Origin of the sequence: Paenibacillus sp. Root52 (assembly GCF_001426865.1) — a bacterium.
In the GTDB taxonomy this organism is placed as follows: Bacteria; Bacillota; Bacilli; order Paenibacillales; family Paenibacillaceae; genus Paenibacillus.
On sequence record NZ_LMFO01000012.1, the window covers coordinates 392,889 to 418,536 of the forward strand.

The following is a 25,648-nucleotide window of genomic DNA, read 5'->3' on the forward strand; positions in this document are numbered from 1 at the left end:
GGGAGATTACGATGAAAGCAATCATTTCATCAGCACCTAATATGACATCAACGACTGGATCTACATCCATTAATCGCTGGCTTATCGTACTGGGCACCATTATTGTACAGATGGGCCTAGGTACAATTTACACATGGAGCTTGTTCAACCAACCGCTCTCCGATCGATTCGGATGGGACGTGAGCTCTGTAGCGATCACTTTTTCAATAACGAGTTTTGCATTAGCATTTGCTACATTGTTTGCAGGACGTTTGCAGGAACGATGGGGGCTTCAGCGCTTGATCCGTATTGCAGGAATCCTGCTTGGGCTCGGACTTGTTCTTAGTTCTCAAGTTACTTCGTTAACGCTGCTCTATCTTCTGGCTGGATTTGTGGTTGGATTCGCAGACGGTACTGCTTATATCACTTCATTGTCTAATCTGATTAAGTGGTTTCCCGAGCGCAAAGGTCTGATCTCAGGTATTTCGGTCGGAGCCTTTGGTACAGGTAGTCTTCTGTTCAAATATGTGAATTCTGCACTCATTAGTTCGGTAGGTCCTGCTCAGGCATTTATGTATTGGGGAATTATCGTACTTGTTCTAATCGTGGCAGGCTCGTTCTTGATCCGTGAAGCGGTGGTTCGTAATCAAGCTACGGCGGGTCAAAAAGAGGGAGACCAGCCCTCGAATGTACGCCAGGATTATACGGTCAAACAAATGCTGCGTACAAAAGAAGCCTACATGTTGTTTGTTATTTTCTTCACGGCATGTATGAGTGGTCTGTACCTTATCGGGATTGTGAAAGATATCGGTGTTCAGCTCGCGGGTCTAAATGTAGCCACGGCTGCTAACGCGGTTGCTATGGTCGCTATATTTAACACGGCTGGGCGCATCATCTTAGGTGCATTGTCAGATAAAGTAGGACGGATGAAGGTTATCGCTGGAGCGTTGCTAGTTACGGCGATAGCCGTGATGACACTGAGCCTGGTTCCGCTAAGTTTTGGAGTGTTCTTCGCCTGTGTGGCAGCCATTGCTTTTTGTTTTGGTGGGAATATCACTGTATTTCCAGCCATTGTGGCAGACTATTTTGGATTAAAAAACCAGAGCAAAAACTATGGTGTCATTTATCAAGGTTTTGGTTTTGGTGCACTTGCCGGATCATTTATCAGCGCATTGCTGGGTGGGTTCCATCTTACCTTTATCGTGATTGCCGTTCTCTGTACGATCTCATTGTTGCTTGCATGTATAATCACACCTCCGGGGCAACAACGTCGTACACGTCAGCGGGAAGAAAAGCTGAGTCTGCATCCTTCATCCCGGGCAAGCTAATACGGAACGGACATATATATTAGAATCTGTAATGAATTGGGCGACCTCTATGAGGTCGCTTTTTTGAATTTAATTGAAAGTCTACGTTTTTAGCGGAGCTGAATAATTCGATTATCGCAAGAAAAATCCCAACCTACACCGGTCTATCTTCTGTGGAAGTACGTCGATTGACGTTTTTCTTATACGGTTCGTAAGGGAGAAGAACGGAGGGGTTCGAATCGGGGATGTGGGGGGGATGTGCATTGCATACTTTGCTTCTGGTATACTCTAGGGGAAATCAAAAGGGCAAGCCCTGATGTTCATTCAGAGGAGGTACGAATATAATGAATTTTATGAAATACACAGAGCCTGATTTTGCAGATTATTATGCGCTTGTCTCCAATAGTGAAGTGATGAAACAGATTACCGAACGTGCATTTCCTGAACAGGAAGCGAAAGAGGAATTCGGAAGCATGCTGGATTACAACCTCAACAATGATACCGGATTCTATCGGGTCTCCAGCAAGGAGGGGAATGGTATTGCCTACGCCAAATTAATTCCGGATGAGACCAATCCAGAGCGCGCGGAGATCGGATATATGATATTGCCTGAACATTGGGGACAAGGTCATGGGACTTCCATTGCCGCTCGGTTAATTATAAAGGCGCAGGCAGCAGGAATTAGCGTGCTCTACGCTGTGATTGATCCAACGAATGCAGCCTCACGTCAAATTCTGCTTAGACAGAACTTTGTTTCCACTTGGGTGGGCGATTATGACGGGTTACCAGGGGAGATTCTGGAACTGAGCTTGCGAGCGAAACGGTAAAATGACGTTAACGTATGGTAAAGGATTACCCACTCCGGGTAATCCTTTCTAATACCTATGATAATAATTAGAGAGATGGAGGAGATGGAGATGAGCAATTCTACGATGGATCAATTGAACTCCCTACTGCCCGAATGGTTGGAAACGAGTCGTTTGCATACAGGGCAAGGTAAGGTGGCTTCCTATATTCCGGAGCTGGTCAAAGCTTCGCAGGATGAGCTTGGCATACATATCATGGACGCTGAGGGTAACCATGTATCAGCCGGCGATTGTGGTGTACCTTTTACGATGCAGAGTATTTCTAAAGTGTTTACCTTAATTCTCGCTTTGATGGATCATGGAGAAGAAGCTGTGTTCTTTAATGTAGGAAAAGAACCGACCGGCGACGATTATGACTCCATGATTAAGCTGGAATTAGTTGATCCAGGAATCCCATTTAATCCGTTAATCAATGCTGGTGCAATCACCGTGTCCTCTCTAATCGCAGGAGATTGCAAGGAAGAGAAATCCCGACGTATCCTAGAGTTTTTCCGTAAGCTCGCAAACAATGAACGATTAAACTACAACGAGGCCGTATTTCAGTCTGAGTCAGAGAGCGGTCATCTAAACCGGTCACTTGGATATTTCCTCAAGCACAACGGGGTGCTGAAGGATGATGTTGAAGATGTACTTGCCGTGTATTTCCGTCATTGCTCCATTGAGGTAACCTGTGCGGATCTCGCACGTATGGCATTGGTGCTTGCGTACAACGGGACAGACCCAGTCACCGGAGAAGAGTTAATTCCGCGTCGTTATGTACAGATTGCCAAAACATTTATGACCACCTGCGGAATGTACAATGCATCCGGTGAATTTGCTATCCAGGTTGGACTGCCTGCGAAGAGCGGTGTATCTGGTGGAATTTTGACACTTGTACCAGGTCAATTCGGTATAGGACTGGTGGGGCCAGCTTTAAATCGCAAAGGAAATAGTATTGCCGGGGTGCATCTGCTTGAGCGTCTCTCTAAGGAGTTCGACTGGAGCTTCTTCTAAAAAAGCGAAATATACCCTTAAGATGATATTTTGAATCACTTCTGGTTCCTTTTGCTCCTTTAGTACGAGAGGGCTGCCTTCTATATCGTTATTCTTGATACATGAAGTGAGTCCATTTCGTGTAGGAAAGCAGTCCTGTCCCCGTGAATTGAACTGCAACTATCTCCGAAAATCCGCAAATCTGACTTCACGAGCCAATAGTTCCTATTGACGATATAGACGTTAGTATGTGGCGATGTATTACTCACCGGCTAGGGTGACGTCTGTGATTAGATTCATCTGAATGTCCCGAGTCCCGTTATTCGTAAGTAGCTTAAGGGTGCGGGCGGGACGGTTCATTCGCAGCACCTGCCCGGTGATACGAATATCGTCATATTCGTCGAACAGGGTAATGGTGATGGCATCTCCTAACACCATCGAATTGCTGAGTAAACGAGACATTTCCTCTGCCGCCTGAGCATCCAGAGAAGGACGAGTACGTGGAGCCAGATGCTCTTGATGAAGAATGTAAGCTTCTCGGTGTTCAGGGAGCATCATACGAGAAGATTCAAAGATTCCGTTTTGCTGTAATTTTTTACTCATTTATAATGACCTCCAATTTTATGAGAACGGTCCTGTGCCTGGGCAGATGAGCATAAGGAAGAGGCTCGCATAATCGCGGTGTCTCCGAACTTACGTTTGATATCATCTGTGGCGCGTTCCAGTTCTCTTTTTCGTTCACGATCGTCGAACCAGGATAGTTGTATGTCGGAATCAGCGACAAGCCCAGTTAAGGATACGCTGATTCGTCGGATGGGTAATCCGTCCCAATGGCGTAAGAAGAGGGCTGCCGCAGCATCGTATACCTCATCCGTAATGTTCGTAGGTTCATTTACCTTCATTTGGCGCGAAAAGCCAGTAGGACGATCATAATCCTGTCCACGACATCCGACAGATACAACATCCCCCATCAGTGATTTGTCCCGTGCACGCCGGCTAACCAGTTCGGCTAACTCAAGTAAAACAACCTTGATGTCCTCCCAGGACTCATAGTCACGAGGTAAAGTCATCTGATGCCCGATCCCTTTTTGCTGGTGGGCATATGTTCCCGGCTTCACCGGAGAATCGTCTATGCCACGAGCGATTCGCCACAATACCTCGCCGTTTACGCCCCAACGATCTCGAAGTCGAGAGAGTGGAGTCTGAGCCAGCTCACCAATGGTATGAATCCCCATCTTATAGAGATGATTCGCCATACGAGAACCAACCATAAACATATCTCTGACTGGCATCTGCCATAATGTTGTCTGTACATCCTTACGAGGAAGGGTGTAGATGCCTCCAGGGACTTTTTTGGCGTATAGGTCACAAGCCATTTTGCTTACGACCTTCGTGTCGCTAATACCAATACGGATGTATACGCCGGTCTCCTCCATGACTCTGGATTGAATGCTCTTAGCGATCTCTTCCGGACTGCCGAACAGATCGAGACTTCCGGTGACATCTAGAAACTGTTCATCAATGCTGTAAGGTTCAACGAGATCGGTGTACGTCTGTAGAATGCTCGTAATGTGCAGGGAGACCCGAATATACTCTGCCATTCTTGGGCGAATGACGACAACGTCCGGACATTTCGCTAAGGCTTCGCCTAGTCGTTCAGCAGTAGTAATGCCATAAGATTTGGCCAAAGGGCAGGCAGCCAGAATAATGCCCGAACGTCGTGCGGGATCTCCGGTTACAACGAGTGGACGGTCCCTGTATTCAGGGTGTGCAGATTTCTCTACGCTGGCATAGAACGACTGGCAATCGGCTAGCATAATGACACGTGTGGCTTTGCGGGGCATAACAAGTCTCTCCTTTGACTTCTCAATCCATAGGGTTTGAATCAAAATAGGTTCATTCCGGTGATTGTTTTACAGTTTATTTACAGTATGGAACATGTGTTCTTGTTTTATAAGCATATCTGACAATTTAAAATGCGGCAAGCGGAATTATTTTGCAAATTGGACACAATTACTACATTGCTTGCTGAAGACCAGATTGTAGGAAATAAGACGTGGATTTTTACATTTAATGTTAGAGATCTGTGACCTCTGGGCGATGACCCCCTGTTCATTCACTAATTTGTAAAAGGGATATAAATAGGCACAGTCCTACAGTGCAGGACTGATGTCCTTTTTTCATTTTCTGCATTTTTCAGAAAAGCTTGATAGGACGCGGATTTTCACGGATACGTTATCGGACTATAGTATCAATTTTGTAATCTTTATGGTTAATACTGTAAAAAAGGCCGCAACTTTAAAAAACAACCTGCGTTTAATGGGATAAGTGTCTAAGCACACTCAGATGCTGTAATCCGCGTTGCATATAACAATAACAGGCATATACGTCCCTACAGGAACGGATCTTAAATCCTCAGTTCACAGGGGAAAGATACAATGGTGAGCAGAGGATGAAGTTTAGAGGGAAAGCATGCTAGTTGATGGCGTATTTTACGAATAATGGGCAGAATGTTGCAGTTTATGTTTGCTCCCATCAGCCTAGTTACAAATGCAGACGCTTAGCGCTATAGTGAGAACTACACCGCTGACAGCTCTATTCCATGCGGTCATCCCATGCGGAATATGCCGCATGTCTTCATGTTTGATCGATAACACAGGCATAAGACGGGATGCATACTAGAGAGGTGAGCAATCGAGAGCATGAGTAGACGAAGACGAAAACGCTGGATGCTAACGGTGCTGGCTGGAGCCGTAGTATTGACCGGAGGAATATTTGCCGGCATGTACTATATGCAGCCCAAACTGGTCACTTATACAGCGCAGAATGGTACAGAAATGAAGTTCAAAACAGAGGGAGACCGATTCATGGAATACGGATCGGACGGTACGTGGAAGGAGATGTTCGTCAAAGGCGTCAATCTGGGCGCAACGTCACCAGGACACTATCCGGGTGAATTCCCGCTGACTAAAGAGGATTATCAGAGGTGGTTCCAGCAAATTCAGGATCTGGGCGCTAATGTAATCCGGGTATATACGGTTCATGAGCCGATTTTTTATACTGCCTTGGTCGATTATAATCGCGGTAGGCAGCAGCCCTTATATTTTATACAGGGGATATGGTCACCTGAGGAAGAGTTAATTGAGAAGCAGGATGCTTATCTCGACCATATCGAGCAAACATTTAAACAGGAAATTGAAAAAGCAGTATCTGCTGTCTATGGGGATGCGGACATTCCTGATAAACCGGGAGCTTCTAGCGGGAAGTATAAGGTGAATGCAGGGAAATATCTGATGGCGTGGCATGTTGGAACCGAGTGGGATCCTATGATGGTGGATAACACCAATAAGACACATCCTGATGTGCCGCAGTACAAGGGAGTTCATTTTTCGGGAACCCCGGATGCTTCACCATTTGAGAACTGGTTGGCAGAATTGATGGACTACACCGCTGTATTAGAGAAAGAGTACGGTTGGGAGCATCCAATGACGTTTACGAATTGGGTGACGACCGATGTGCTTGATCATCCAGGTGAACCATTGTATGAAGAGGACCTGGTCAGTGTGGATGCCCGTCATATTGAGTCGAAGGACTGGCAAGGAGGATATTTTGCAGCGTATCATGTGTATCCTTACTATCCTGACTTGTTCCACATCGATAAGACGCTTCAAACCATTAAGGATGCCAATGGAGAATACAACACGTACAAAAGCTATCTACGCAAGCTTAAAGCCGAGTTTTCCGATATGCCTGTAATGATTACAGAGTACGGTGTACCTTCCTCGCTTGGTATTTCTCATCTGGGGATGGGAGGAAGGAATCAGGGAGGACATAACGAGGCAGAGCAAGGTGAGATCGATGCTTCCCTAACTCAAGATATCTATGATGAAGGGTATGCAGGAGCGATTTTGTTCATGTGGCAGGACGAATGGTTCAAGAAAACTTGGAACACGATGCCACTCGAAATTCCAGCAGACCGACGTGCGTATTGGTTAAACGTGCTGACCAACGAGAAGATGTTTGGTTTGCTCGCGATGGATCCTGGTAAACAGGAGCAGTTGACCATTGATGGCAGCTTGGATGATTGGGAGCAGCTGAAGGATGATGAGGTAACGGTCTGGCAGGGTAAAGTGGAGGGCATTCAGGAGATGAAGCTGACTCATGACGAAGCTTACCTGTACATTGGCATGACCTTAGATCAGCCGTTTGATCCGAAGCAGACGGTGCTGCACATTGGTACAGATACACTTGCAGGAGGTAACCAGCCTGGCGAGCGACTTCCTGGTCGAACGTTCAGTGATGGACTCGAAACGGTGATCACGCTGGGACAGGATGCTGAATCGCAAGTGGAGATTGCCAAGGATTATGATTTTAATCGTCGTCTGTATGGTAAGGATGGCTATGGCATGTTATCTGAGGATTCGGCGGATTCAGCTAATCCATTCCAGCCATGGAACCTGGCGGTAAGCCTGAAGATGACACCACCGGATACCCGATCGGCTCATCCGTTTATGAACGAAAAGGTGGGGGCGTTGAAGCGGGGAACTACAGCTTCCGGGCAGCCTGATACCGATTCATTAACGGCGTGGCAGTATAACGGGAACCAGGTGGAGATGCGAATTCCTTGGATGTTGCTTGGGTTCGGTGATCCAAGCTCACTGCAAGTCATCAACTATGGAGCACTTCAGGAAGGACGACAATTCCAAACTGAAACAGTAGAGGGCGTTACACTGGTTCCATGGTTAATGGAGCGTTCTACTGGTCAAGTATCATGGCCAGGAGGCGAAGCGAACACACTGGACTTGAAGACATTGCCTATGTACAAGTGGCAACCTTGGGAACAGGTAGAGTACAGCGAGCGTTTGAAGCTAAGTTATGAGGAAATGAAGAAACGTTTTGAACAAATACCTAGTTTTCAGACCGAATAAATTAGTATAAAGGAGGACTTTTTCGAATGTTTCCCAATTTGGCACTAGCTTATCTATTTCTATATATCTGTATAGCGCTTGTTGTTGTAGGCGTAATCCTGCTGTTTGCCATGAAAATGTCCCACAATGGCAAACAGCGCAAGATGGAGTGGTACGAATCCAAGCAGCGGGACTACTTTACGTACTTGCAAACTGCACTGACGGAGAATCATCAACTGAAGCTGCCACCAGGCAAGCTTGCTCCGTTAGAGCGCAGGGTTATCCAGAATAAGTTGATTGAATGGATCGATCAGTTCAAGGGAGAGTACCGCGATAAGTTGATTGCCTTGTGCCGTGAGTCGGGGTTTGTAGAGCATGACCTGAAAGAACTGGGCAGACTGCGTTATGGTCGTCAGATCGATGCAGCGTATCGCTTAGGGGGCATGCGTTGTCCAGAGGCTGTTCCGGGACTTATGGAATTGCTGAAGGATGAGAAGCCTGGTCCGATGGCGATCATGATTGCTCGCTCAATTGCGAGAAGCACGGTTCGTCAAGGAGAGTTAAAGGAAATGCTTGAGGTGCTGTTAACCAAAGGCAAATCCATTCATCATCTAGCTGCAGATATTCTACTTGAAACAAGCATGGATACGAGTAAGATGCTGATTGAATTATTGGAAGACCGTAATCCCGACTTTGTAAAAGTAGGACTTGTAGCCATGTGGGGACAGGCTGTTCCAGAAGTGATGCCTGCTCTTCACAAACTGGTGGGTGCGGAGCAGCGGGATGTACGTGCTGAGGCAGTGAAGCTGTACCTTAGTGCAAGTCCTGCACTGCGAGATGAGACGATTTTGAAATTAATGCAGGATGCAGATCCCGAGGTACGCGCCGAAGTCGCTCAAGCGCTGGGCTCGAAGCATGCATCAGGCAGTATCCCGTTACTGCGCAAAGCGCTGCGAGATGAAGATTGGAGAGTGCGATACAACAGTGCCGAGAGTTTGGCGAAGCTGGGTGAGCCTGGATTCGAAGCACTGTGCCAAGCTGCTGTACAGGGTACAAATGTAGAGCGTGAAATCGCGATGCAGCAGATTGAGAGCACGATGCAACATACGGGAACGGATCATAGAGCTGTTGAACAGATGATCGCACATAACAAAAAAAGGCTGCTTTATGATCGGTATTTTGGCTCACCAATAGACCATCGCACAAGCAAGAAACGTACAGGTGTGGCAACGGTAGGAGGGGATTACACTGCTTAGAGATCTTTTATTAATCTACGGTATGGTGGCTATATATTATGTGGTTTTTGTTAACACACTATATTTCTCCATCTTAGCCCTTTCATTCCGCAACATATGGACGATATTCCGGCGTTCGCACTATTCCAAATATAATACGTTGTCAGGCTCGGAACTGGTGCCTTCGGTTTCCTTGCTGGTACCGGCATACAACGAGGAACTGACGATTATTGAAAATGTAAACTGTCTGATGACGCTGAACTATCCAACGTATGAGGTCATCGTGGTTAACGATGGTTCGAGTGATGATACGTTGAAAAAGTTACTGCAAGAGTACAATCTGAAGCTCGTGACCAACACCAAAATGCATGGCAAAATCGCATGTAAAAACATACGAGGTATCTATCATAATCCGGAATTCCCGGATCTCTATGTCATTGATAAGGAGAACGGTGGTAAGGCGGATTCACTTAATGCAGGAATCAATCTGTCTCACTACCCTCTTATCTCTTCAATCGATGCCGATTCGCTTCTGGAGAAGGATGCTTTGATCCGTATGGCTCGCATGTATATGGAGAACCCAGAAGAGACGGTAGCGATTGGCGGCGACGTTCGTATAGCTAATGGCTGTAAGATTGAAAATGGAGCCGTACAGGATGTATCTCTTCCTCGCAAAATGTGGCCGATGTTCCAGTCCATTGAGTACCTCAAGGCCTTTCTCGGCGGACGAATTGGCTGGAGCCATATGAATGGCTTAATCATTGTATCAGGTGCCTTCGGTATGTTCCGTAAGGATGCAGTGATTGCCGTCGGAGGCTACCGGGACGGTTATCCTGGGGAGGACATGAACATTATTATCAAGCTTCACCGCTATATGCTGGAAAATAAATTGAAGTATCGCGTGGCGTTCTGTCCTGAAGCGGTATGTTGGACACAGGCGCCGGATTCCTACCGGATCTTGTCCAGTCAGCGCAAGCGTTGGGGACGGGGAAATCTGAAGAACATGCTTGAGAATCGTGGCATGCTGTTCAACCCGAAATACAAAGTAATGGGCATGGTGACGATGCCGTACAATGTCATTTTTGAAGCGCTCAACCCGTATTTCCGGATTACCGGACTTCTGGCACTTGCCGGATACGTGCTGATGGATATGACGCAGTGGCCGGTTCTCGTGTTGTTCGGATTGTTGAACTTTGTGAGTGGTTATCTGCTAAGTGTAGGCGCGCTAGTGCTGGAGGAAATCGCATTTAAGCGTTACAACAAGCTATCCGATCTGGTCAAAATGCTGGTATTCTCTGCCTTAAAATTTGTAGGTTATCATCAGCTCGGTGTGCTCTGGAGATTGCAGGGTCACGTTCAGTTTATGCAAAACAACAATTCATGGGGCACGATGACTCGCCAGAGCTGGTCAGAAGAAGAAAAGGGTACAAGCAAAGCTGCTTGATCATAACTGAAGGAGAAGGGTGGAAAAGAACATGCCAAATACGGCAACATTGCAGCGTGAGACTGCGGTCAATGTGTATCGAAGTGTAGAGCAAGGGTTGAAGGAAACGGGTGCCGGAACATGCGGTTTAATGTTCATCCACTGTGCAGGGAATATTCAGCCAGAACAGCAGATCCGAACACATTTGGAACAGACACATGATTATGATTTCCAGTTGTGGAAAGATGGAGCTACGCAGACGATTGCAGTTCTATTGCCGAGATTAACCTTGGATGAGATTCACTATGCAGGACTTCGGATCAAGCATGAACTACAGGAAACGGTACCCGGTGCCGATCCACAGATTACACTGGCTAGCTTCACGGATAAGGATCGTCCTTCACAAGCGACCATTCAGCATATGGCTGAATCCTCGAAGCTAGTAGACTCATCTGAGATTCATATCTACACGCTGGACAAGACATCAGCAGATCCAGAACGTATTTTGATTGTAGATAATGATCCGACCGTACGTGAGTTTCTGCAATTGCGATTGAAGATGCAAGGCTACGAGACGTATGAAGCTGTAGATGGTCTGGCTGCACTGGAACTTATCGAGAAGGTGGCACCAGATCTGGTACTGACCGAATTGAACCTGTATGGCATCGACGGCTTGCCGTTCATTCACCATATCCAGAAGTTAGAGATAGAGCAGCCACCCAAAATCGTCGTTCTGACGGAGCAGCGTGTGGAGCAAACGATCAGCCAATGCTTCCGTAGCGGGGTTGATGATTATATGACCAAGCCGTTCTCACCTGTAGAGCTGGATGCTCGTATTCGGCGGTGCCTGCACTAGATAGTTGTGAATTTATGCAAATGCCAAAGAAGATAACGATAGACAAAAAGAACAAATTTCACACAAAATCAAATCATTGTTGGAGGGACTATCATGCATAATCAACATTTCCACTCATTATTAAATGCGATTGAGAATAAAGAAGCGGTACTCGGCGTGGTCGGGCTCGGTTATGTAGGGCTTCCACTTGCTGTAGAAATGGTGAATCAAGGCTTCACTGTCATCGGAATTGATCTCGATGCTTCTAAGGTAGAGAGTATCTATCACGGAGATTCATACATTCACGACATCTCATCTGAGGAATTGAAAAAAGTGATGGAGACAGGTCGTTTCCAACCAACGACAGATTATAGTATGCTGCGTGTCATCGATGCGTTGAGCATCTGTGTGCCAACACCACTGAGCGAAAACCAAGATCCAGATACGTCGTACATTGAGACGGTAGTTGATCAGATTAAATTGCATATGAAACCAGGCATGTTGATCACGCTGGAGAGTACAACCTATCCGGGAACTACCGAAGAGCTGATTCAACAGAAGCTGGACAAAATCGGACATGAAGCAGGCAAAGACTACTTCCTCTGCTTCTCTCCAGAGCGGGTTGACCCGTCCAACGGACGATTCACTACGTTTAATACGCCTAAGGTCATTGGAGGCACCACCGAATCTTGCCTTAAGCTAGGAACGGCGTTGTATGGTAAATATGTGCAAACCGTTGTACCCGTATCTTCACCAAAAGTAGCGGAGATGTCTAAATTGCTTGAAAATACATTCCGCAGCGTGAATATCGCCTTCGTGAATGAAATGGCGATGATGTGTGATCGCATGGGCATCGACATCTGGGAAGTCATTGATGCAGCTGCAACCAAACCGTTTGGCTTCATGCCATTCTATCCGGGTCCCGGCATCGGTGGTCACTGCATTCCGCTGGACCCAATGTATCTGTCTTGGAAAGCAAAAGGATTCCGTTTCTACAGTAAATTCATTGAGCTGGCACAATCGACGAATGATAACATGCCATATTATGTTCTGAATAAAACGTCAACCATTCTGAACGAATATGCCAAGTCTGTTCGGAATTCCAATATATTGCTGCTTGGTATGTCATACAAGCCGAATATTGCAGATCTGCGTGAGTCCCCAGGACTGGAAGTATATGAATTGTTCAAGGAAAGTGGAGCTAATGTAAGCTACTACGACCCGTATGCTGATTCATTCTTGGACAAACATGGCGATACCGTACACAGCGAAGTGTTCAATCTGGAACAGTTCAAAACATACGATTGCATCGTGCTGATTACCAATCATAAGGATCTTCCATATCGTGAAATTTCAGAGCTCGGTGTACCGATTCTTGATACACGTAATGCATTCCGCACATATACACAGCCTCATATTTATAAGATTGGTCACTCGGTACAACACCCTGTGCTTGAACCTAGTGAAGCGTTGCTCGTCTGAGGAATCCGATGAAACGATGGAAGCAGGTTCCGGTGAAGGCAAAATGGGTACTTCTGGCGCTGATATTTTGCCTGCTGCTTCTGCCCTGGCTGCTCAAGTGGTTCTCTCATGAGGAACACAAAGCGACTTGGCTGTGGGACGCTTCCATTATTGCAGAGCAGACACCGGAAATTATCTCATTTTCCAAAGAGCAGGGCGTGAATGTGATCTTCCTGCAAATACAGGATGAAGTATCAGATGATACGTACCGTACATTTATTGCCGCTGCGAAGGTGGCGGAGATTGAGGTACACGCCTTGAATGGTCATGCGGATTGGGCTTATACGGAGAAACGAGCAGAAGGGCTGGCTTTTATTGAACGAGTGCGGGCATATAATGCAGCTTCCGCTAAGAATGAACGTTTTGAAGGCGTCCAACTGGATGTAGAGCCGTATCAACTGGAACGCTGGGAGAATGAGGAGAGCCGTGTGATTGCAGAGTGGCAAGACAACATGAAGGCTTGGACGGAAGCGGGAGAGGATGCAGGATTGTACATGAGCGCTGCCATTCCGTTCTGGCTCGATGCCCGTCAGTCATCTGGGAATGAAGGGACGTTCAGCCACTGGGTCATCTCTCACTTCGATGCAGTAGCTATCATGGCGTATCGCGACAGTGGGCAACAGATGTACGATCTGTCCAAGGAGGAACTGGACGAGGCGGACGACCTAGGCAAGAAAGTCTGGATCGGAGCAGAATTGGCAGATACGCATGAGGGAGATCACCTGACCTTTTTCCGTAAACCGATCAGCAATATGGATGAGGAAATGGAGAAGGTGTTCAAACTTGGTTCTACTCATTCTTCCTTTGCAGGTGTTGCCGTACATCATTATGAAGCATGGTATGCGAAGAAAAACGGTATTCCGCTTGCGCGTAAGGATGATGAGCAGAAATAGAGATCACCGTAATGAGAATCAAGGATCAGCGGAATCTTACAGCGCGCAGGCGATATGAGATGAACAAATGAAGTGAACAAGAAAGGCAAGTCCTGAAATGAAGAGGACTTGCCTTTCTTTTTGTTACGAATGCTAAGGGACGCTCGTAAGAGATGCCATAGATGGTTAAAACTTCATCCCAAGTCGCTAAATTGGCTTAGCTCAAAAGATCAAACATCATAGTCAAAGGTGGATGAAGGCGTAAGGGAGGTTGTGCACCTCTTATTCTTTACTGCTCTCGGTTGTCCGATAACGGTTGGGGGGCAGTCCAACCTGTTTTTTGAACGCTTTGGAGAAGGAGAACAAGTCGGGGTAACCGACGGAATGAGCCACTTCAGTTAAGCTTAGCGAGGTCTGCACTAGTAAGCGCTTGGCCTGATCCATTTTCAATTGCTGAATATACTGGACGGGAGAGAGACCGTACGCTCTGCGGAACTGTTTGGCAAAGTGGGTTCGATCCACGCCCGCATGAGCAGACACGCCTTCCACTGTAATGCCGCCAGCAAAATGGATATCCATATACTCTTTGCCTTTCTGGAGCCAGGGAGTAGCGGAGTCTGGCTGCAGTCCCTTGATTGCCGGAGAACGGGCGATTCGGTCGAAGAGGCTTAGAAACCGAGTAAGTCTTCCCAGATCACTTGCTCCATCCTGCGGTTTGCGAACATCCTCCATAAATGCACGCATCGCACTTGCTGTCTCTGGCGTTAACACACCTGAACGATAAGGCGAGTCTGGAGTCAGACCAATCCGGGAGAGCAGTTCTGCCGCATGTGAGCCGTCAAAGGCAATAAATATTTTCTGCAATGTGTTCTCAGGGGTGGTCCAGTACTCATGAGTGACATGCGGAAATAGACAGAACGCATCTCGTGCTCGCAAGGCATGATGTTGCCCATTCTGAATGAACGTACCTTCCCCCTCTAACACAAACAGCAAATAATGATAAGGTGTGGTGCGAGGGCCAATATGATAGTTGCTCTTGGCTAGATTGCGGCCGATACGAATCGGCCAGGCGCCACCGGCTTTCTCGAATTCAGATGGAGTGAAGAAAATAATATCCAAAAACTCGTGGTGGTCCTCCTTCATGCTCTCGGTCATCGGGAACACCTCTTTAATGAATAAGTAGTGTAGATACGATCTGAAAGGTTTGCTTATAACCTATTATACAGGTGGGTTTTATACATATTCAAGATCGACGAGACCTAATTCTGAGAAAAGACCACAAAATGACAAAATAAAATTGCCGCGAAATGACATTGATCACAGACAAATCAATTGATATGATGTCCATACCTATTAAACCAAGTTAATTAATTGGTATTTGGAGCATATGTACTAATAAAATGAACAGAAATTAGGCGCACTTTAAAAATAAGTTTCAAGAGGTGCCAACGTAGTGGAGGGGACGAAATCGATTCTGGAGAAGCAACGCGTTCACCTTTATCTCCGGATTTTCCCTTTGGAAAAGGGGAATTAAAAAAAATCTGGGGATAACAGTGATCGAAAGAACGATTCGTATGCGGAACGTCAAGGAAGCACAACGGTAACTTTTTTTAACATGAGACTTTATTTATTCATAGAAGGGAATGACTTTGGTGAGCGAACAGGAAGAGATGAAGTTTGGATGGTTTTTGCCAACAGCAGGCGATGGTAAGTATGTAGGAGTTGAACCAGAGCGAGCGGCGAGTCTGGATTATCTGGTGCAGGTAGCACAGACGGCGGAGACGGCAGGGTTTGAATTCGTACTTATTCCGACAGGGGGAGCCTGTCTGGATGCGTGGGTGGTCGGCTCGGCTGTAATGAGTCATACCAAGACATTGCGTCCCCTTGTCGCTATTCGCCCTGGTCTGGTTACACCCGTTCTTGCTGCACGTATGGGTGCGGCTCTGGATCAGCTCTCGGGAGGCCGCGCGATGATGAACGTCGTTACGGGGAGCTCGGTTCGAGACCTGGAAGAGCTGGGTGATCCGCTGGCACATGCACATGATGAGCGGTATGTACGTGCGAGCGAGTATATGGAAGTTATGAAACGTTCATGGACCCAGTCCACAGGACTCAATCTGACTGAATTTGCAGGCAGCGGTGCACAATCGAATTCCGATGCGTCCAATGATCCATATCCAGAGTTTAACGGTCAATACTATAACTTCAAAGGCCCAGTAGGCATGCCAGAGACAGTACAGAAACCTCACCCACCATTCTATTTGGGAGGAAGCTCCCCGATTGCAAAGCGAGTTGCTGTGGAACATGCGGATACATTCCTCATGTGGGGCGAACCCCATGACTGGATCCAAGAGCAGATCGAAGAGATCGAGGTCATTCGTGAGCAGGTAAAAGCGGAAACAGGACAAGATCGTCAGATGCGTTATGGCATGCGTGCGCAAGTGCTCATTCGGGATACCGAAGAAGAAGCATGGGCAGCCGCTTGGGAGATTATTAGCAAAGTACCGCCAGAGGCAATCGAGAAGGCCAAAGCAGCCTTTGCTGAGACGGATGCCACCAACCAGCGTAGACAAAACGAACTGCGTGAACTGTCGGAGAAACAGCAATTTGTTGTAGGGCCTAACCTGTGGACAGGTTTGTCTGTAGTACGCTCTGGCGGAGCCATCCTTATCGTGGGTACAGCAGAACAGGTCGCAGAACGTTTGATGGAGTATGGGGATCTGGGTGTGACTACATTCATTCTCTCTGGTTATCCACATCTGGAAGAAGCTGAAATCTTCGGACGGACGGTTATGCCGATCATTCGTGACCGATGGAAAACAAGACAAAAGCAGCACTCCGTTACTACTAATTAAGTAAGTTTCAACTCATCTTTTTATACAAAAACGAAGAGGATAGAAATAACGTGAAGAAGCGAAGCGTTCGCCTAAAAGCTTTCTGAAAGAAAGCTACGTCGTAAGCATAAGCTATCCCCGGATTTTTCCCTTTGTAAAAGGAATCAAATAAATCTGGGGATAACAGCGATCGGAAGGCTATTCTGTCATCGGAGTGGTCAGTATAAACCATTTAGCAGTTGAACTTATAACACATTAATCATCCTCAGGAGGTCGTCTTTAATGAAAAATAAGAAAAAGTATATCCTGCCCCTGATCAGTATGCTGGTCATGTCCATCGTACTGTCGGCTTGCGGTGGCGGAGATAACGCGGCATCCGGAGAGAATGGTTCCTCGGGTTCAGGTTCAGGGAAAGTGAAAATCAGCTTCATCCACTGGCGTGGAGAAGATGTAGAAGCATTGAATAAAACCATCGATGCGTTTGAAAAGGAAAATCCAAACATCGAGGTGGAAATGCAGACATTACCTTCGGATCAGTATCAATCCACCGTACAATCCAAAATCAGTGATGGTTCGGTCGGGGATGTCTTTGCATCCTTCCCGGGTGCACAGTTTGAAGCCTTCACCAAAGCTGGGTTGTTCACGGATCTGACGGGATCATCGTTCTTGTCTGCTTTTAATTCGAAGCTGATTGAAGCAGGGCAACACGATGGCAAGCAATATGCGGTTCCGTATCAACTTGTATATAACGATCCCATCTATAATGTGAAGCTGTTTGAACAGTATGGTCTGACGCCACCGACGGATTGGGAAGGTTTCTTGGCGCTATGCCAGAAGCTGAAAGACAATGGCATCATTCCAATTGCCTTTGCCGGAGCGGATATTGGCCCAGGCCAATTCATGAACACGATGGTCATGAACAATGCGCCGAGTGACGACATTTTTACCAAAGTAGAAGCAGGCGAAGCCAAACTGACGGATGAGTTCTGGGTAAAAACGTTGACGCAGATCAAAGAACTGAACGATAAAGGATACTTCCAGCAGGATGCACTGGGTACGAAAGACCCTGCGGCAGGTGCGTTGTTTATTCAAGAAAAAGCAGCGATGCTCGCAAGTGGATCATATCAACTTGCTCAGAACAAGTTACAAAACCCGAATCTGGAGCAAAAATTGCTTGCACCGATTACAGTAAGTGCCGATCAGGCGAAGTATGAAGGTGTGCATACAACGACATTTATGCTTGCGGTGAATAGCAAGTCGAAGCATCCGGAAGAAGCGAAGAAGTTCATTGAGTTCTTGAGCAAACCGGAAGTAGCTAGCGAGTATGCCAATCAGACCGGACAGAATGTAACGGTTAATGATGTGAAATACGATACACCTGAGCTTCAAGTTGCCGGAGAATGGGCAAGCAAAAAGACCGTGTTCCAGCCACGGTTCACCATCCTAAATGGAGATAACCAAAAGGCTGTTACGAACTCCATTCAGGCTGTGCTGAGCGGAACTTCGCCAGAAGAAGCAGCACAGCAGGCACAAGCGATCATTGATCAGCATATCGGGAAATAAACGATGAAAAACCGTATTCAGCTATCCCTGTTTCTGTTACCTGGGTTGCTGCTGTACGTTGGATTGTTCGTATTTCCTACATTGACGGGGCTGTTCTACTCCTTTACGGATTGGGACGGGGTATCCCCGTCGTATGCATTTGTAGGGCTAGATAATTATAAGGACAGTCTCAGCAGCATCGTATTTCGCAAAGCCTTTGGCAACAACGTAGAATTCATGTTAACGGTAGTTATCGCTCAAACCTTTATTTCACTTGTACTTGCCTTGCTCTTGGTTCGTAATACAAAGACACGTATTGTGCTTCGGGCGTTGTATTTCCTGCCTACCATTCTGTCCTCTGTATCGGTCGGACTAATCTGGGCATTTATGTATGATCCATCGATTGGGCTAATCAACTACGGCTTGAATGAGGCGGGCATGAGCAGTATAGCTCGTAACTGGATCGGTGATCCCAAGATTGCCATCTATTCTATCGCTGCAGTACAGGTCTGGGCTCATGCCGGACAGATGATGATTGTGTTCATCGCAGGTCTGCAAGGCATTCCAGCAGAACTGTACGAAGCGGCTCGAATGGATGGAGGTAGCAAGTGGCAGGTATTCCGTACCGTGACTTGGCCTTTGCTAGCTCCTTCAGCAACAATTGTTGTGGCATACACCACCATTCAATCGTTTAAGGCGTTTGACCTCATTTTTACAATGACGGACGGCGGTCCGAACTATGCAACCGAAATTTTGACGACATATATCTATCATACCGCCTTTGGCAGCTATTCATTTGGTCTGGCTTCTGCGGGTTCGATGATCTTCCTCGTATTGCTCGCGCTCTTAACGCTGTTGCAGTTCAAGGCACTGCGCGCTGACCGGGTAAACTATTGAGATTGAAGCAGATCTTAGGCAGAAGGGAGTTCGTATGGTTTTAAAATGGTTTAATCGACTAATTCTATTGGTGTACGCGCTACTGATCATTGTACCGCTATACTTTGTATTTGTGTCCTCGTTCAAAACAAGCAGTAATTTCTTCACCAGTCCATTCAGCTGGCCTGATCCATTCACGTGGGACAACGTCATTGGCATGTTTCGTAACCAGCCTATGTGGCAATATTTCGGAAATAGCTTAGTCGTGACGCTAGGTACGGTTGCAATTGAGTTGTTGCTAAGCAGTATGATTGCATATGCGATTGTGCGCTGGGGCGGAAGTGTAGGCAAAATCGTATTTGCTCTGTTCGTAGCAGGTCTGATCGTTCCTTCTCAGGTGAGTATGCTGCCGATTTATTCCCTAACACGTACACTGGGATGGTCGGACAGTCTGACTGGTCTGATCATTGTGTCCGCTGCAATGCTGATGCCTGTCTCGGTATTTATGTTGACAGGTTTCATGCGTATGCTTAACGCAGAGATATTGGAAGCAGGCAGCATGGATGGAGCCAGTGAGTGGAGGCTTTACACCAAGATTGCGTTGCCACTTGCTGCACCATCGCTCGCGGCAACAGCAACATTCCTGCTCGTTATGGTGTGGAACGACCTGTTGATTCCAATGCTCATGCTTACAAGTAAATCCAAGCTGACGTTACCGCTCGCGCTTATGCAGTTCCGTGGTGAATACGTGACTAATTATCCGATGATGCTCACGGGTGTGATGATTACAGCTATTCCGATGATCGTGCTGTTCCTTTTGCTCCAGCGTTATTTTGTTGCAGGTCTGACAGCAGGTTCACTCAAAGGGTAAGGTTCTAAGATAAGATTAATAGTCTGATATAGATTTACGTATTTTGCATTGATTTCTACATCATTCTGCATAATAATGGTTTAGGGCGTGGCTTATAACTCCGAAAGATAAGTGAGATTTAAGGAACGCCCTATGGCAGAATGATTACATAGAGATCAAGGGAGCTATAAGTGATGAGCAAATTGGAAGTATTGCGGAATCCCAAGCAGCGCAAGCTGCTGTTCAGCGCCGGCATGAGCTGGCTGTTTGATGCGATGGAGGTTGGCATGATCTCCTTCATCGTGGCTGCACTTGCCAAGGAATGGAGCCTCAGCCCTGGACAAGTCGGCGTGTTAACAAGTATTAACTCTATCGGTATGGCGTTAGGAGCCCTGCTTGCAGGTGCACTTGCAGACCGTTTTGGACGTAAGGCAATTCTGATGTGGACGTTGCTAATCTTCACAATTGCAAGCGGTCTCTCTGCTCTGGCTACCGGATTTGCAGTCCTATGTGCATTGCGTCTGGTTGCAGGGATTGGACTTGGTGGAGAACTGCCCGTAGCCTCTACATTGGTATCGGAATCGATGCCTACGGCAGAACGTGGGCGTGCGGTTGTATTATTGGAGAGCTTCTGGGCAGGAGGCTGGATTGTATCGGCACTCATTGCTAACTTTGTTATCCCGGAGTACGGTTGGAGAATTGCCTTTGCCATCGGAGCACTTCCGGCGTTCTATGCATTATATCTGCGCCGTGCTATTCAAGACCCACCGCGGTATAAGAATCATACGAAGCTGCATAAAATCACGTTCCGCGAAAAAGTGGCTACTGTCTGGTCAGCACCTCATCGCCGTACAACGTTGATGCTGTGGATCTTGTGGTTTACCGTTATTTTCTCCTATTATGGCATGTTCTTGTGGTTACCTTCGGTAGTTATGGCTAAAGGATTTACGCTCGTCAAAAGCTTTCAGTACGTGTTAATCATGACGATTGCACAGTTGCCAGGATACTTTACCGCGGCGTACTTCATTGAACGTTATGGTCGCAAATTCGTACTTGTCGTATATCTTACCTTGACCGCGATTAGTGCAATTGCGTTTGGACTAGCAACGACGGAAGCCACGATCTTGGCCGCAGGAATCTGTCTGTCATTCTTCAATTTGGGAGCTTGGGGCGGACTGTATGCTTACAGCCCGGAATTGTACCCAACTTCGGTTCGTTCAACAGGCGTTGGACTAGCTACATCGGTTGGCCGGATTGGGGGCGTCATTGCACCATTCATGGTCGGTATGCTGGTTCAGCGAGCAGTTCCAATCAGCCTGATCTTCACCATTTTCTTCGTAACCATCCTCATTGGTGCAGCAGCTGTGCTGTTCTGGGGCCGGGAAACGAAAGGACAAGAGCTGGCTGAGTAATTGTTATTAGGGCGTGTCTTAAAACTCCGAAGGATCAGATTTTGCCGAATTTTCGTTCCAAGCAAGGAAATTTTCAGCAGGCGTGCCGGGGCACGTCAAGGGAAATTGACGCAGGAGGGGGCGAAAAGGGGGTAAAAGATGTACTTCAGCGAGTTTTGAGAAAACGTCCTAAATTCAAGCGCAACTTTTGTGCGGGTCTGTTTGCCTACGGAAATGTAGGTTGGGCAAGCGGTACAAGGTTGATATAAGAAGAGGTGTGACCCTGATACGACCATGGGCTCATGCCTCTTTTTGCTATGTTCAAGACTCATTTTTTCATGCTCCATCGGTCCGATAGACGCCCCTTGGGTGATATCCTATAATGACACTCGGGATGTCGAACCGTGAGGATTCAGGGGAAGAAGTGGGATCTGGATTCAGAAAAATGGAGGGTAATGACATGATAAAGCGTAATTTTAAAATGGATCATATGAGTACAATGGATAAAAAGAATATGATGAATCAACAGAATAGTGTGAGTGAAGGTTCTATAACCGTGAGTCGTAAAGTAACCCATCAGAGAGGGAGAAAAGCGAACAAACGAGCAGGAAAGGTTGGTATGCTCCTCGGTACCTGCGCGATGGCTCTTGGGCTTACAGTAGCAGCCCCTTCTGCGGGAGCGCAGAAGCTGGAACAAGGTGTTCGTAGTGAACATGTGCTGCAATTGCAGGAGCAATTAAGCAATCTGGGTTACTTTGACGCAGGAATGACGGGGTATTACGGTACCGTTACCAAGAGTGCTGTCCGCGAATTCCAACAGGCGCAAGGGCTGAGCGCCGATGGTGTGGCAGGCCCGAAAACGCTGAATAGGCTGAACCATAAGGTCAAAGCCGAAGGCAACACACTGCGCCAGCTCGCCAAGCTGATTCATGGGGAAGCACGCGGGGAATCGTTGGAGGGACAGGTGGCTGTCGGAGCTGTTGTGTTAAACCGGGTACACTCGGGAGAATTCCCTTCGTCGATTCCGAAGGTTATTTTCCAGAAAGGTCAGTTTACAGCAGTAGACGATGGGCAGTTCAATCAGAAGCCGACGGCAACCTCGTACAAAGCAGCACGTAAGGCTTTGAACGGCGCTGATCCAACACATGGTGCGCTCTATTATTACAATCCGAAGATTGCCACCTCGCTGTGGAGTAAGAGCAGACCAACACTGTTGACCATTGGGCAGCATGATTTTACAAGGTGAGATAAGCTGTAGATCATGATCATTAAAACAACAGTGCTCAAAAACCAACAAGTTGCTAATTTGATCATCCCCCTGTCAACAGACAGATGAAAAAATCTAAGCCACCAGCGCACATCGATATTTAATCGGTGCGCGCTGTTTGAGTTTGGCTCGAAAGCGTCGGTTTTTTTTCGGAATGGTGAAGTGAAGTCGTTGAATACTCACCCACCCACAGCATGTTCACCGATCCAATGGATTCACGTACGCAAGATTATATATTAGCAGCCGTTTCAATGATTGTGCAGCAGTGTGTGGGTCTTCATAAGGGGAGTCTTTCAGATCTTTCTGAAAGACGACTCAATGCTGTAATTCATCCTGCTTTAAGCAAGCATCACCAGAATCATTTTCTAATATTAAGCGTGTTCATGAAAAAGGCGTGCAAGGACGCCAATCGATAATGATTGATGGTGTCCCTGCACGTCTGTTGGATTTATAGTGATGATGAGATGCCGGTCTTGGCGAATCGGGACAGGGCAAACCTGCTAATATCCTGATCCGTATGCCCTGTCTGGACTAAATCGGACAGGATCTGGCCAACTGCGCTTGCAAATTTGAAGCCGTGACCCGAGAATCCGCCTGCAAGCCAAACATGCTCATGCATCGGATGACGATCAATAATAAAGTCCTCATCGGACGTCATTTCGTATTTGCATACACTGCCACGCTTTAATTGGCCTGCCGCTAGTGGCATTCGAAGCTCAAGCAGCCTCCGGAGTTCACCCTCGTCTGTTTCTTCCGCTCCGAACGGTGTTTGTTGCTCTCCTGGCATCCATGTAGGTCCCGTATCATGACGGCCAATCTTCACTCCAGCTCCGCCGATACTGGGAAATCCATAATAGACACCGGCCTGTTCGGTTATGGTGAAACCAGGGAAATGTTCTTCACCGAACAATGCTTCCGGTGCATCGAACCATCCTACCGTTTTGCGAACGGCCCGGATCGGGAGATTCACAAATGGTTTCAGTGTCTGAAACCAAGCACCTGTGCTAAGTATGAGCTTACTAGCGTGATATGTATCTCCTCCAGCGGTTTTTACGGATACGGATTGAGATCCACATTCGACATGTTCCACAAGGGTATGCGTTAGCAGGGTGGCACCTGCTTGTTCTGCGGCTTGCCGATAAGTCTGAACGCAGCGTTCACTGAACAGATAACCAGCATCCGGTTCATACATGCCTTCATAATGGTCAGGTATTGTAATCCCTGACCAGCGCTTCATCACTTCATTTGCACGCAGCATTTCATATCGGACTCCGGCATCATCTGCATGAGTCAAGCGGTCACGAAACGAATGGAATTCTGGATTAACCAGGTTGATAACCCCTGAACGTACAAGCAAGTTATTGCCCGTTGTATCCTCCAGCTCTTGCCATAAATTCTGGGCAAGAAGCGCCAACGCGATGTAATCAGGCCCCCCGCTGTAAACATGGCGAATTAATCGGGACTCTCCATGATGGCTCCCTTCGGTATGTGGGGGATCAAAAGCATCAATCATCAGAGTTTTTAGCCCGCTTCGTGCCAGATAATAACCTGCACTCATCCCCATGGAACCTGCTCCAACGATAATGACGTCATAGGATTGTGTGATAAGAGCTCCTCCTCTCGTGGATTGATCAGGATCGAATATTCTTCAGGATAATGTAGACTTAAAACCCCATTTGGTCAAGAGGCAGGAAGACCTGGGGAAAAGTTAATCTGCCTCATCATTGGATTCATCTGTCCAATCCTGTAAAATGAATAACGACAAAACAACAGTAGATTAAGGATGATCACCATGATACGAATGATTATTTCACCAGCCAAAAAGATGAAGATTGATACCGATCTGATGGCATCTAAGCAGTTACCCCAATTTATAAACGAAACTGAGCAACTCCTGGGATTGCTTCAACAATTAACTTACGACGAACTTAAAGCAATGTGGAAGTGTAACGATGCCATCGCCGAGCAGAATGTGGAGCGAATTCAGAATATGAATCTGAAGACAAATCTTACGCCAGCCATCTATGCCTATGAGGGAATTCAGTATCAGTATATGGCGCCTGGTGTTTTTCAACAGGAGGAACTGGCGTATTTGGAACAGCATTTACGCATTTTATCCGGCTTCTACGGTATGTTACGGCCTTTGGATGGTGTCACTCCATATCGGTTGGAAATGCAGGGCAAGTTGCAGGGGCCAGGATTCAAGTCGCTCTATCAATTCTGGGACAGCAAGTTGGCAGATCAGCTTCAAACGGAAAGTAACTGCATCCTAAATCTAGCTTCCAAAGAGTATAGCAAGAATATCACGCCTTTTCTGAGCGAGGAAACAGAGTTCATCACATGTGTATTTGGACAGATGGTCGAAGGGAAGCTTGTTGAGAAGGCAACACGTGCCAAGATGGCCAGAGGTGAGATGGTGCGTTATATGGCGGAGCATAAGATTACAGACATAAAGGACGTTAGAAGCTTTGATCGGTTAGACTTTATTTTCTCCAAAGCATTATCGGATGAGAGAACTTATGTATTCTTACACGTAGAGAGAAATTAGACTAAAATACATGTTGGTTTCCTGTACATATGGTGAGGATTCTGTTATTAAATTTGGATAAAAACGAAAAAAAGATTCGAATTTGAAGATGCCATCAAACGGATGGCTCTTTTTTGTGAGCGCATTTTTAAAGAAGATGTGCCTAAAGTAGTTCAATTATGGATGCTCACAAGCCTTAAAATAAGTTGGATCGAATCCTATTCAATGTTCAAGAGCTACAAGAAGCGCTAGATATTGTGAAACCGAATATGTATTTACAAAGTATATATAATTAAGGATATAACTTGTAGTTATTAATTAGATGTATGGAGAAAAAACATATAAATGGATGGATCTAATGAATGTTGATGAAGCGCAGACGAATTTAACTATGGGGTTTCTTCGTACAGATGAGGTTTGCGCCGCATACATACAAAGAGGGGA

20 protein-coding genes are annotated in these 25,648 nt (G+C 46.7%); 16 read left to right on the plus strand and 4 right to left on the minus strand.

The genetic code is table 11. The features are described from left to right. Positions 1–11 precede the first annotated feature (11 nt). The 3 genes from ASD24_RS13295 to glsA all read left to right on the plus strand — a co-directional run bounded on the left by ASD24_RS13295 (position 12) and on the right by glsA (position 3,145). Complete coding sequence (locus tag ASD24_RS13295; RefSeq protein ID WP_082560393.1) at positions 12–1,307, plus strand: L-lactate MFS transporter; 1,296 nt, start codon at positions 12–14, stop codon at positions 1,305–1,307. A gap of 323 nt (positions 1,308–1,630) precedes the next feature. Continuing rightward, positions 1,631–2,113, plus strand: coding sequence for a GNAT family N-acetyltransferase (locus ASD24_RS13300; protein WP_056696397.1), 483 nt, complete (start codon positions 1,631–1,633; stop codon positions 2,111–2,113). Between the two features lie 90 nt (positions 2,114–2,203). After that, positions 2,204–3,145, plus strand: a complete 942-nt coding sequence (glsA, locus tag ASD24_RS13305) for a glutaminase A (RefSeq protein WP_056696398.1) — start codon at positions 2,204–2,206, stop codon at positions 3,143–3,145. Positions 3,146–3,385: 240 nt separating this feature from the next. Here the strand turns inward: glsA and ASD24_RS13310 are convergent, their stop codons facing one another. Together ASD24_RS13310 and ASD24_RS13315 are read right to left on the minus strand one after the other, a co-directional pair. Continuing rightward, positions 3,386–3,727, minus strand: a complete 342-nt coding sequence (locus ASD24_RS13310; protein WP_056696401.1) for a YolD-like family protein — start codon at positions 3,725–3,727, stop codon at positions 3,386–3,388. Further along, positions 3,724–4,968, minus strand: coding sequence for a DNA polymerase IV (locus tag ASD24_RS13315; protein ID WP_056696403.1), 1,245 nt, complete (start codon positions 4,966–4,968; stop codon positions 3,724–3,726). Before ASD24_RS13315 ends, ASD24_RS13310 begins: the two co-directional genes overlap by 4 nt. Before the next feature lie 858 nt (positions 4,969–5,826). Between ASD24_RS13315 and ASD24_RS13320 the strand changes: the two genes are divergently transcribed. From ASD24_RS13320 to ASD24_RS13345, 6 genes are all read left to right on the plus strand, one after another. Beyond that, positions 5,827–8,052, plus strand: coding sequence for a hypothetical protein (locus tag ASD24_RS13320; protein ID WP_056696404.1), 2,226 nt, complete (start codon positions 5,827–5,829; stop codon positions 8,050–8,052). Positions 8,053–8,078: 26 nt separating this feature from the next. Further along, positions 8,079–9,287, plus strand: coding sequence for a HEAT repeat domain-containing protein (locus ASD24_RS13325; protein ID WP_056696405.1), 1,209 nt, complete (start codon positions 8,079–8,081; stop codon positions 9,285–9,287). A 22-nt stretch (positions 9,288–9,309) separates the two neighbouring features. Continuing rightward, positions 9,310–10,710 (plus strand): glycosyltransferase family 2 protein, encoded by a 1,401-nt coding sequence (locus ASD24_RS13330; RefSeq protein ID WP_200956155.1) that lies wholly within the window; start codon positions 9,310–9,312, stop codon positions 10,708–10,710. Positions 10,711–10,741: 31 nt separating this feature from the next. After that, positions 10,742–11,545: a response regulator transcription factor gene (locus ASD24_RS13335; RefSeq protein ID WP_056696407.1), complete on the plus strand. Its 804-nt coding sequence runs from the start codon at positions 10,742–10,744 to the stop codon at positions 11,543–11,545. 93 nt (positions 11,546–11,638) lie between these two features. Then, positions 11,639–13,006 (plus strand): nucleotide sugar dehydrogenase, encoded by a 1,368-nt coding sequence (locus ASD24_RS13340; RefSeq protein ID WP_056696409.1) that lies wholly within the window; start codon positions 11,639–11,641, stop codon positions 13,004–13,006. A gap of 8 nt (positions 13,007–13,014) precedes the next feature. Further along, on the plus strand, positions 13,015–13,938 hold the full coding sequence (locus tag ASD24_RS13345; protein ID WP_056696410.1) for a hypothetical protein: 924 nt from the start codon (positions 13,015–13,017) through the stop codon (positions 13,936–13,938). A 261-nt stretch (positions 13,939–14,199) separates the two neighbouring features. Here the strand turns inward: ASD24_RS13345 and ASD24_RS13350 are convergent, their stop codons facing one another. Then, a complete protein-coding gene (locus ASD24_RS13350) occupies positions 14,200–15,072 on the minus strand; it encodes a helix-turn-helix transcriptional regulator (RefSeq protein ID WP_056696412.1) in 873 nt (290 codons plus the stop codon). A gap of 515 nt (positions 15,073–15,587) precedes the next feature. Between ASD24_RS13350 and ASD24_RS13355 the strand changes: the two genes are divergently transcribed. The 6 genes from ASD24_RS13355 to ASD24_RS13380 all read left to right on the plus strand — a co-directional run bounded on the left by ASD24_RS13355 (position 15,588) and on the right by ASD24_RS13380 (position 22,656). Next, positions 15,588–16,772 carry an LLM class flavin-dependent oxidoreductase gene (locus ASD24_RS13355; RefSeq protein ID WP_442952592.1) on the plus strand — a complete coding sequence of 395 codons (1,185 nt, stop codon included), beginning with the start codon at positions 15,588–15,590 and terminating at the stop codon, positions 16,770–16,772. 261 nt (positions 16,773–17,033) lie between these two features. Continuing rightward, on the plus strand, positions 17,034–18,314 hold the full coding sequence (locus ASD24_RS13360) for an ABC transporter substrate-binding protein (RefSeq protein ID WP_056696416.1): 1,281 nt from the start codon (positions 17,034–17,036) through the stop codon (positions 18,312–18,314). A 3-nt stretch (positions 18,315–18,317) separates the two neighbouring features. Next, positions 18,318–19,190, plus strand: a complete 873-nt coding sequence (locus ASD24_RS13365) for a carbohydrate ABC transporter permease (RefSeq protein WP_145045400.1) — start codon at positions 18,318–18,320, stop codon at positions 19,188–19,190. Positions 19,191–19,224: 34 nt separating this feature from the next. After that, entirely contained in the window at positions 19,225–20,040 is an 816-nt protein-coding gene (locus ASD24_RS13370; RefSeq protein WP_056696418.1) for a carbohydrate ABC transporter permease, read from the plus strand. A gap of 173 nt (positions 20,041–20,213) precedes the next feature. Then, positions 20,214–21,431, plus strand: coding sequence for an MFS transporter (locus ASD24_RS13375; protein WP_056696420.1), 1,218 nt, complete (start codon positions 20,214–20,216; stop codon positions 21,429–21,431). A gap of 439 nt (positions 21,432–21,870) precedes the next feature. After that, complete coding sequence (locus ASD24_RS13380) at positions 21,871–22,656, plus strand: cell wall hydrolase (protein WP_235540551.1); 786 nt, start codon at positions 21,871–21,873, stop codon at positions 22,654–22,656. Positions 22,657–23,125: 469 nt separating this feature from the next. On the opposite strand, the gene solA is transcribed toward ASD24_RS13380, so the two are convergent. Then, positions 23,126–24,283, minus strand: a complete 1,158-nt coding sequence (gene solA, locus ASD24_RS13385; protein WP_268795333.1) for an N-methyl-L-tryptophan oxidase — start codon at positions 24,281–24,283, stop codon at positions 23,126–23,128. A 186-nt stretch (positions 24,284–24,469) separates the two neighbouring features. Between solA and yaaA the strand changes: the two genes are divergently transcribed. Then, on the plus strand, positions 24,470–25,225 hold the full coding sequence (gene yaaA, locus ASD24_RS13390; protein ID WP_235540553.1) for a peroxide stress protein YaaA: 756 nt from the start codon (positions 24,470–24,472) through the stop codon (positions 25,223–25,225). Positions 25,226–25,648: the final 423 nt, after the last annotated feature.

Coding starts and splice junctions, on each gene's coding strand:
- ASD24_RS13340 (WP_056696409.1), top strand. CDS start 11,639: ATGCATAATCAACATTTCCACTCATTATTAAATGCGATTGAGAATAAA.
- ASD24_RS13310 (WP_056696401.1), bottom strand. CDS start 3,727: ATGAGTAAAAAATTACAGCAAAACGGAATCTTTGAATCTTCTCGTATG.
- ASD24_RS13295 (WP_082560393.1), top strand. CDS start 12: ATGAAAGCAATCATTTCATCAGCACCTAATATGACATCAACGACTGGA.
- ASD24_RS13325 (WP_056696405.1), top strand. CDS start 8,079: ATGTTTCCCAATTTGGCACTAGCTTATCTATTTCTATATATCTGTATA.
- ASD24_RS13350 (WP_056696412.1), bottom strand. CDS start 15,072: ATGACCGAGAGCATGAAGGAGGACCACCACGAGTTTTTGGATATTATT.
- ASD24_RS13345 (WP_056696410.1), top strand. CDS start 13,015: ATGAAACGATGGAAGCAGGTTCCGGTGAAGGCAAAATGGGTACTTCTG.
- ASD24_RS13370 (WP_056696418.1), top strand. CDS start 19,225: ATGGTTTTAAAATGGTTTAATCGACTAATTCTATTGGTGTACGCGCTA.
- ASD24_RS13365 (WP_145045400.1), top strand. CDS start 18,318: ATGAAAAACCGTATTCAGCTATCCCTGTTTCTGTTACCTGGGTTGCTG.
- ASD24_RS13330 (WP_200956155.1), top strand. CDS start 9,310: ATGGTGGCTATATATTATGTGGTTTTTGTTAACACACTATATTTCTCC.
- ASD24_RS13360 (WP_056696416.1), top strand. CDS start 17,034: ATGAAAAATAAGAAAAAGTATATCCTGCCCCTGATCAGTATGCTGGTC.
- ASD24_RS13335 (WP_056696407.1), top strand. CDS start 10,742: ATGCCAAATACGGCAACATTGCAGCGTGAGACTGCGGTCAATGTGTAT.
- ASD24_RS13320 (WP_056696404.1), top strand. CDS start 5,827: ATGAGTAGACGAAGACGAAAACGCTGGATGCTAACGGTGCTGGCTGGA.
- ASD24_RS13375 (WP_056696420.1), top strand. CDS start 20,214: ATGAGCAAATTGGAAGTATTGCGGAATCCCAAGCAGCGCAAGCTGCTG.
- ASD24_RS13355 (WP_442952592.1), top strand. CDS start 15,588: ATGAAGTTTGGATGGTTTTTGCCAACAGCAGGCGATGGTAAGTATGTA.
- ASD24_RS13300 (WP_056696397.1), top strand. CDS start 1,631: ATGAATTTTATGAAATACACAGAGCCTGATTTTGCAGATTATTATGCG.
- glsA (WP_056696398.1), top strand. CDS start 2,204: ATGAGCAATTCTACGATGGATCAATTGAACTCCCTACTGCCCGAATGG.
- yaaA (WP_235540553.1), top strand. CDS start 24,470: ATGATACGAATGATTATTTCACCAGCCAAAAAGATGAAGATTGATACC.
- ASD24_RS13315 (WP_056696403.1), bottom strand. CDS start 4,968: ATGCCCCGCAAAGCCACACGTGTCATTATGCTAGCCGATTGCCAGTCG.
- ASD24_RS13380 (WP_235540551.1), top strand. CDS start 21,871: ATGATAAAGCGTAATTTTAAAATGGATCATATGAGTACAATGGATAAA.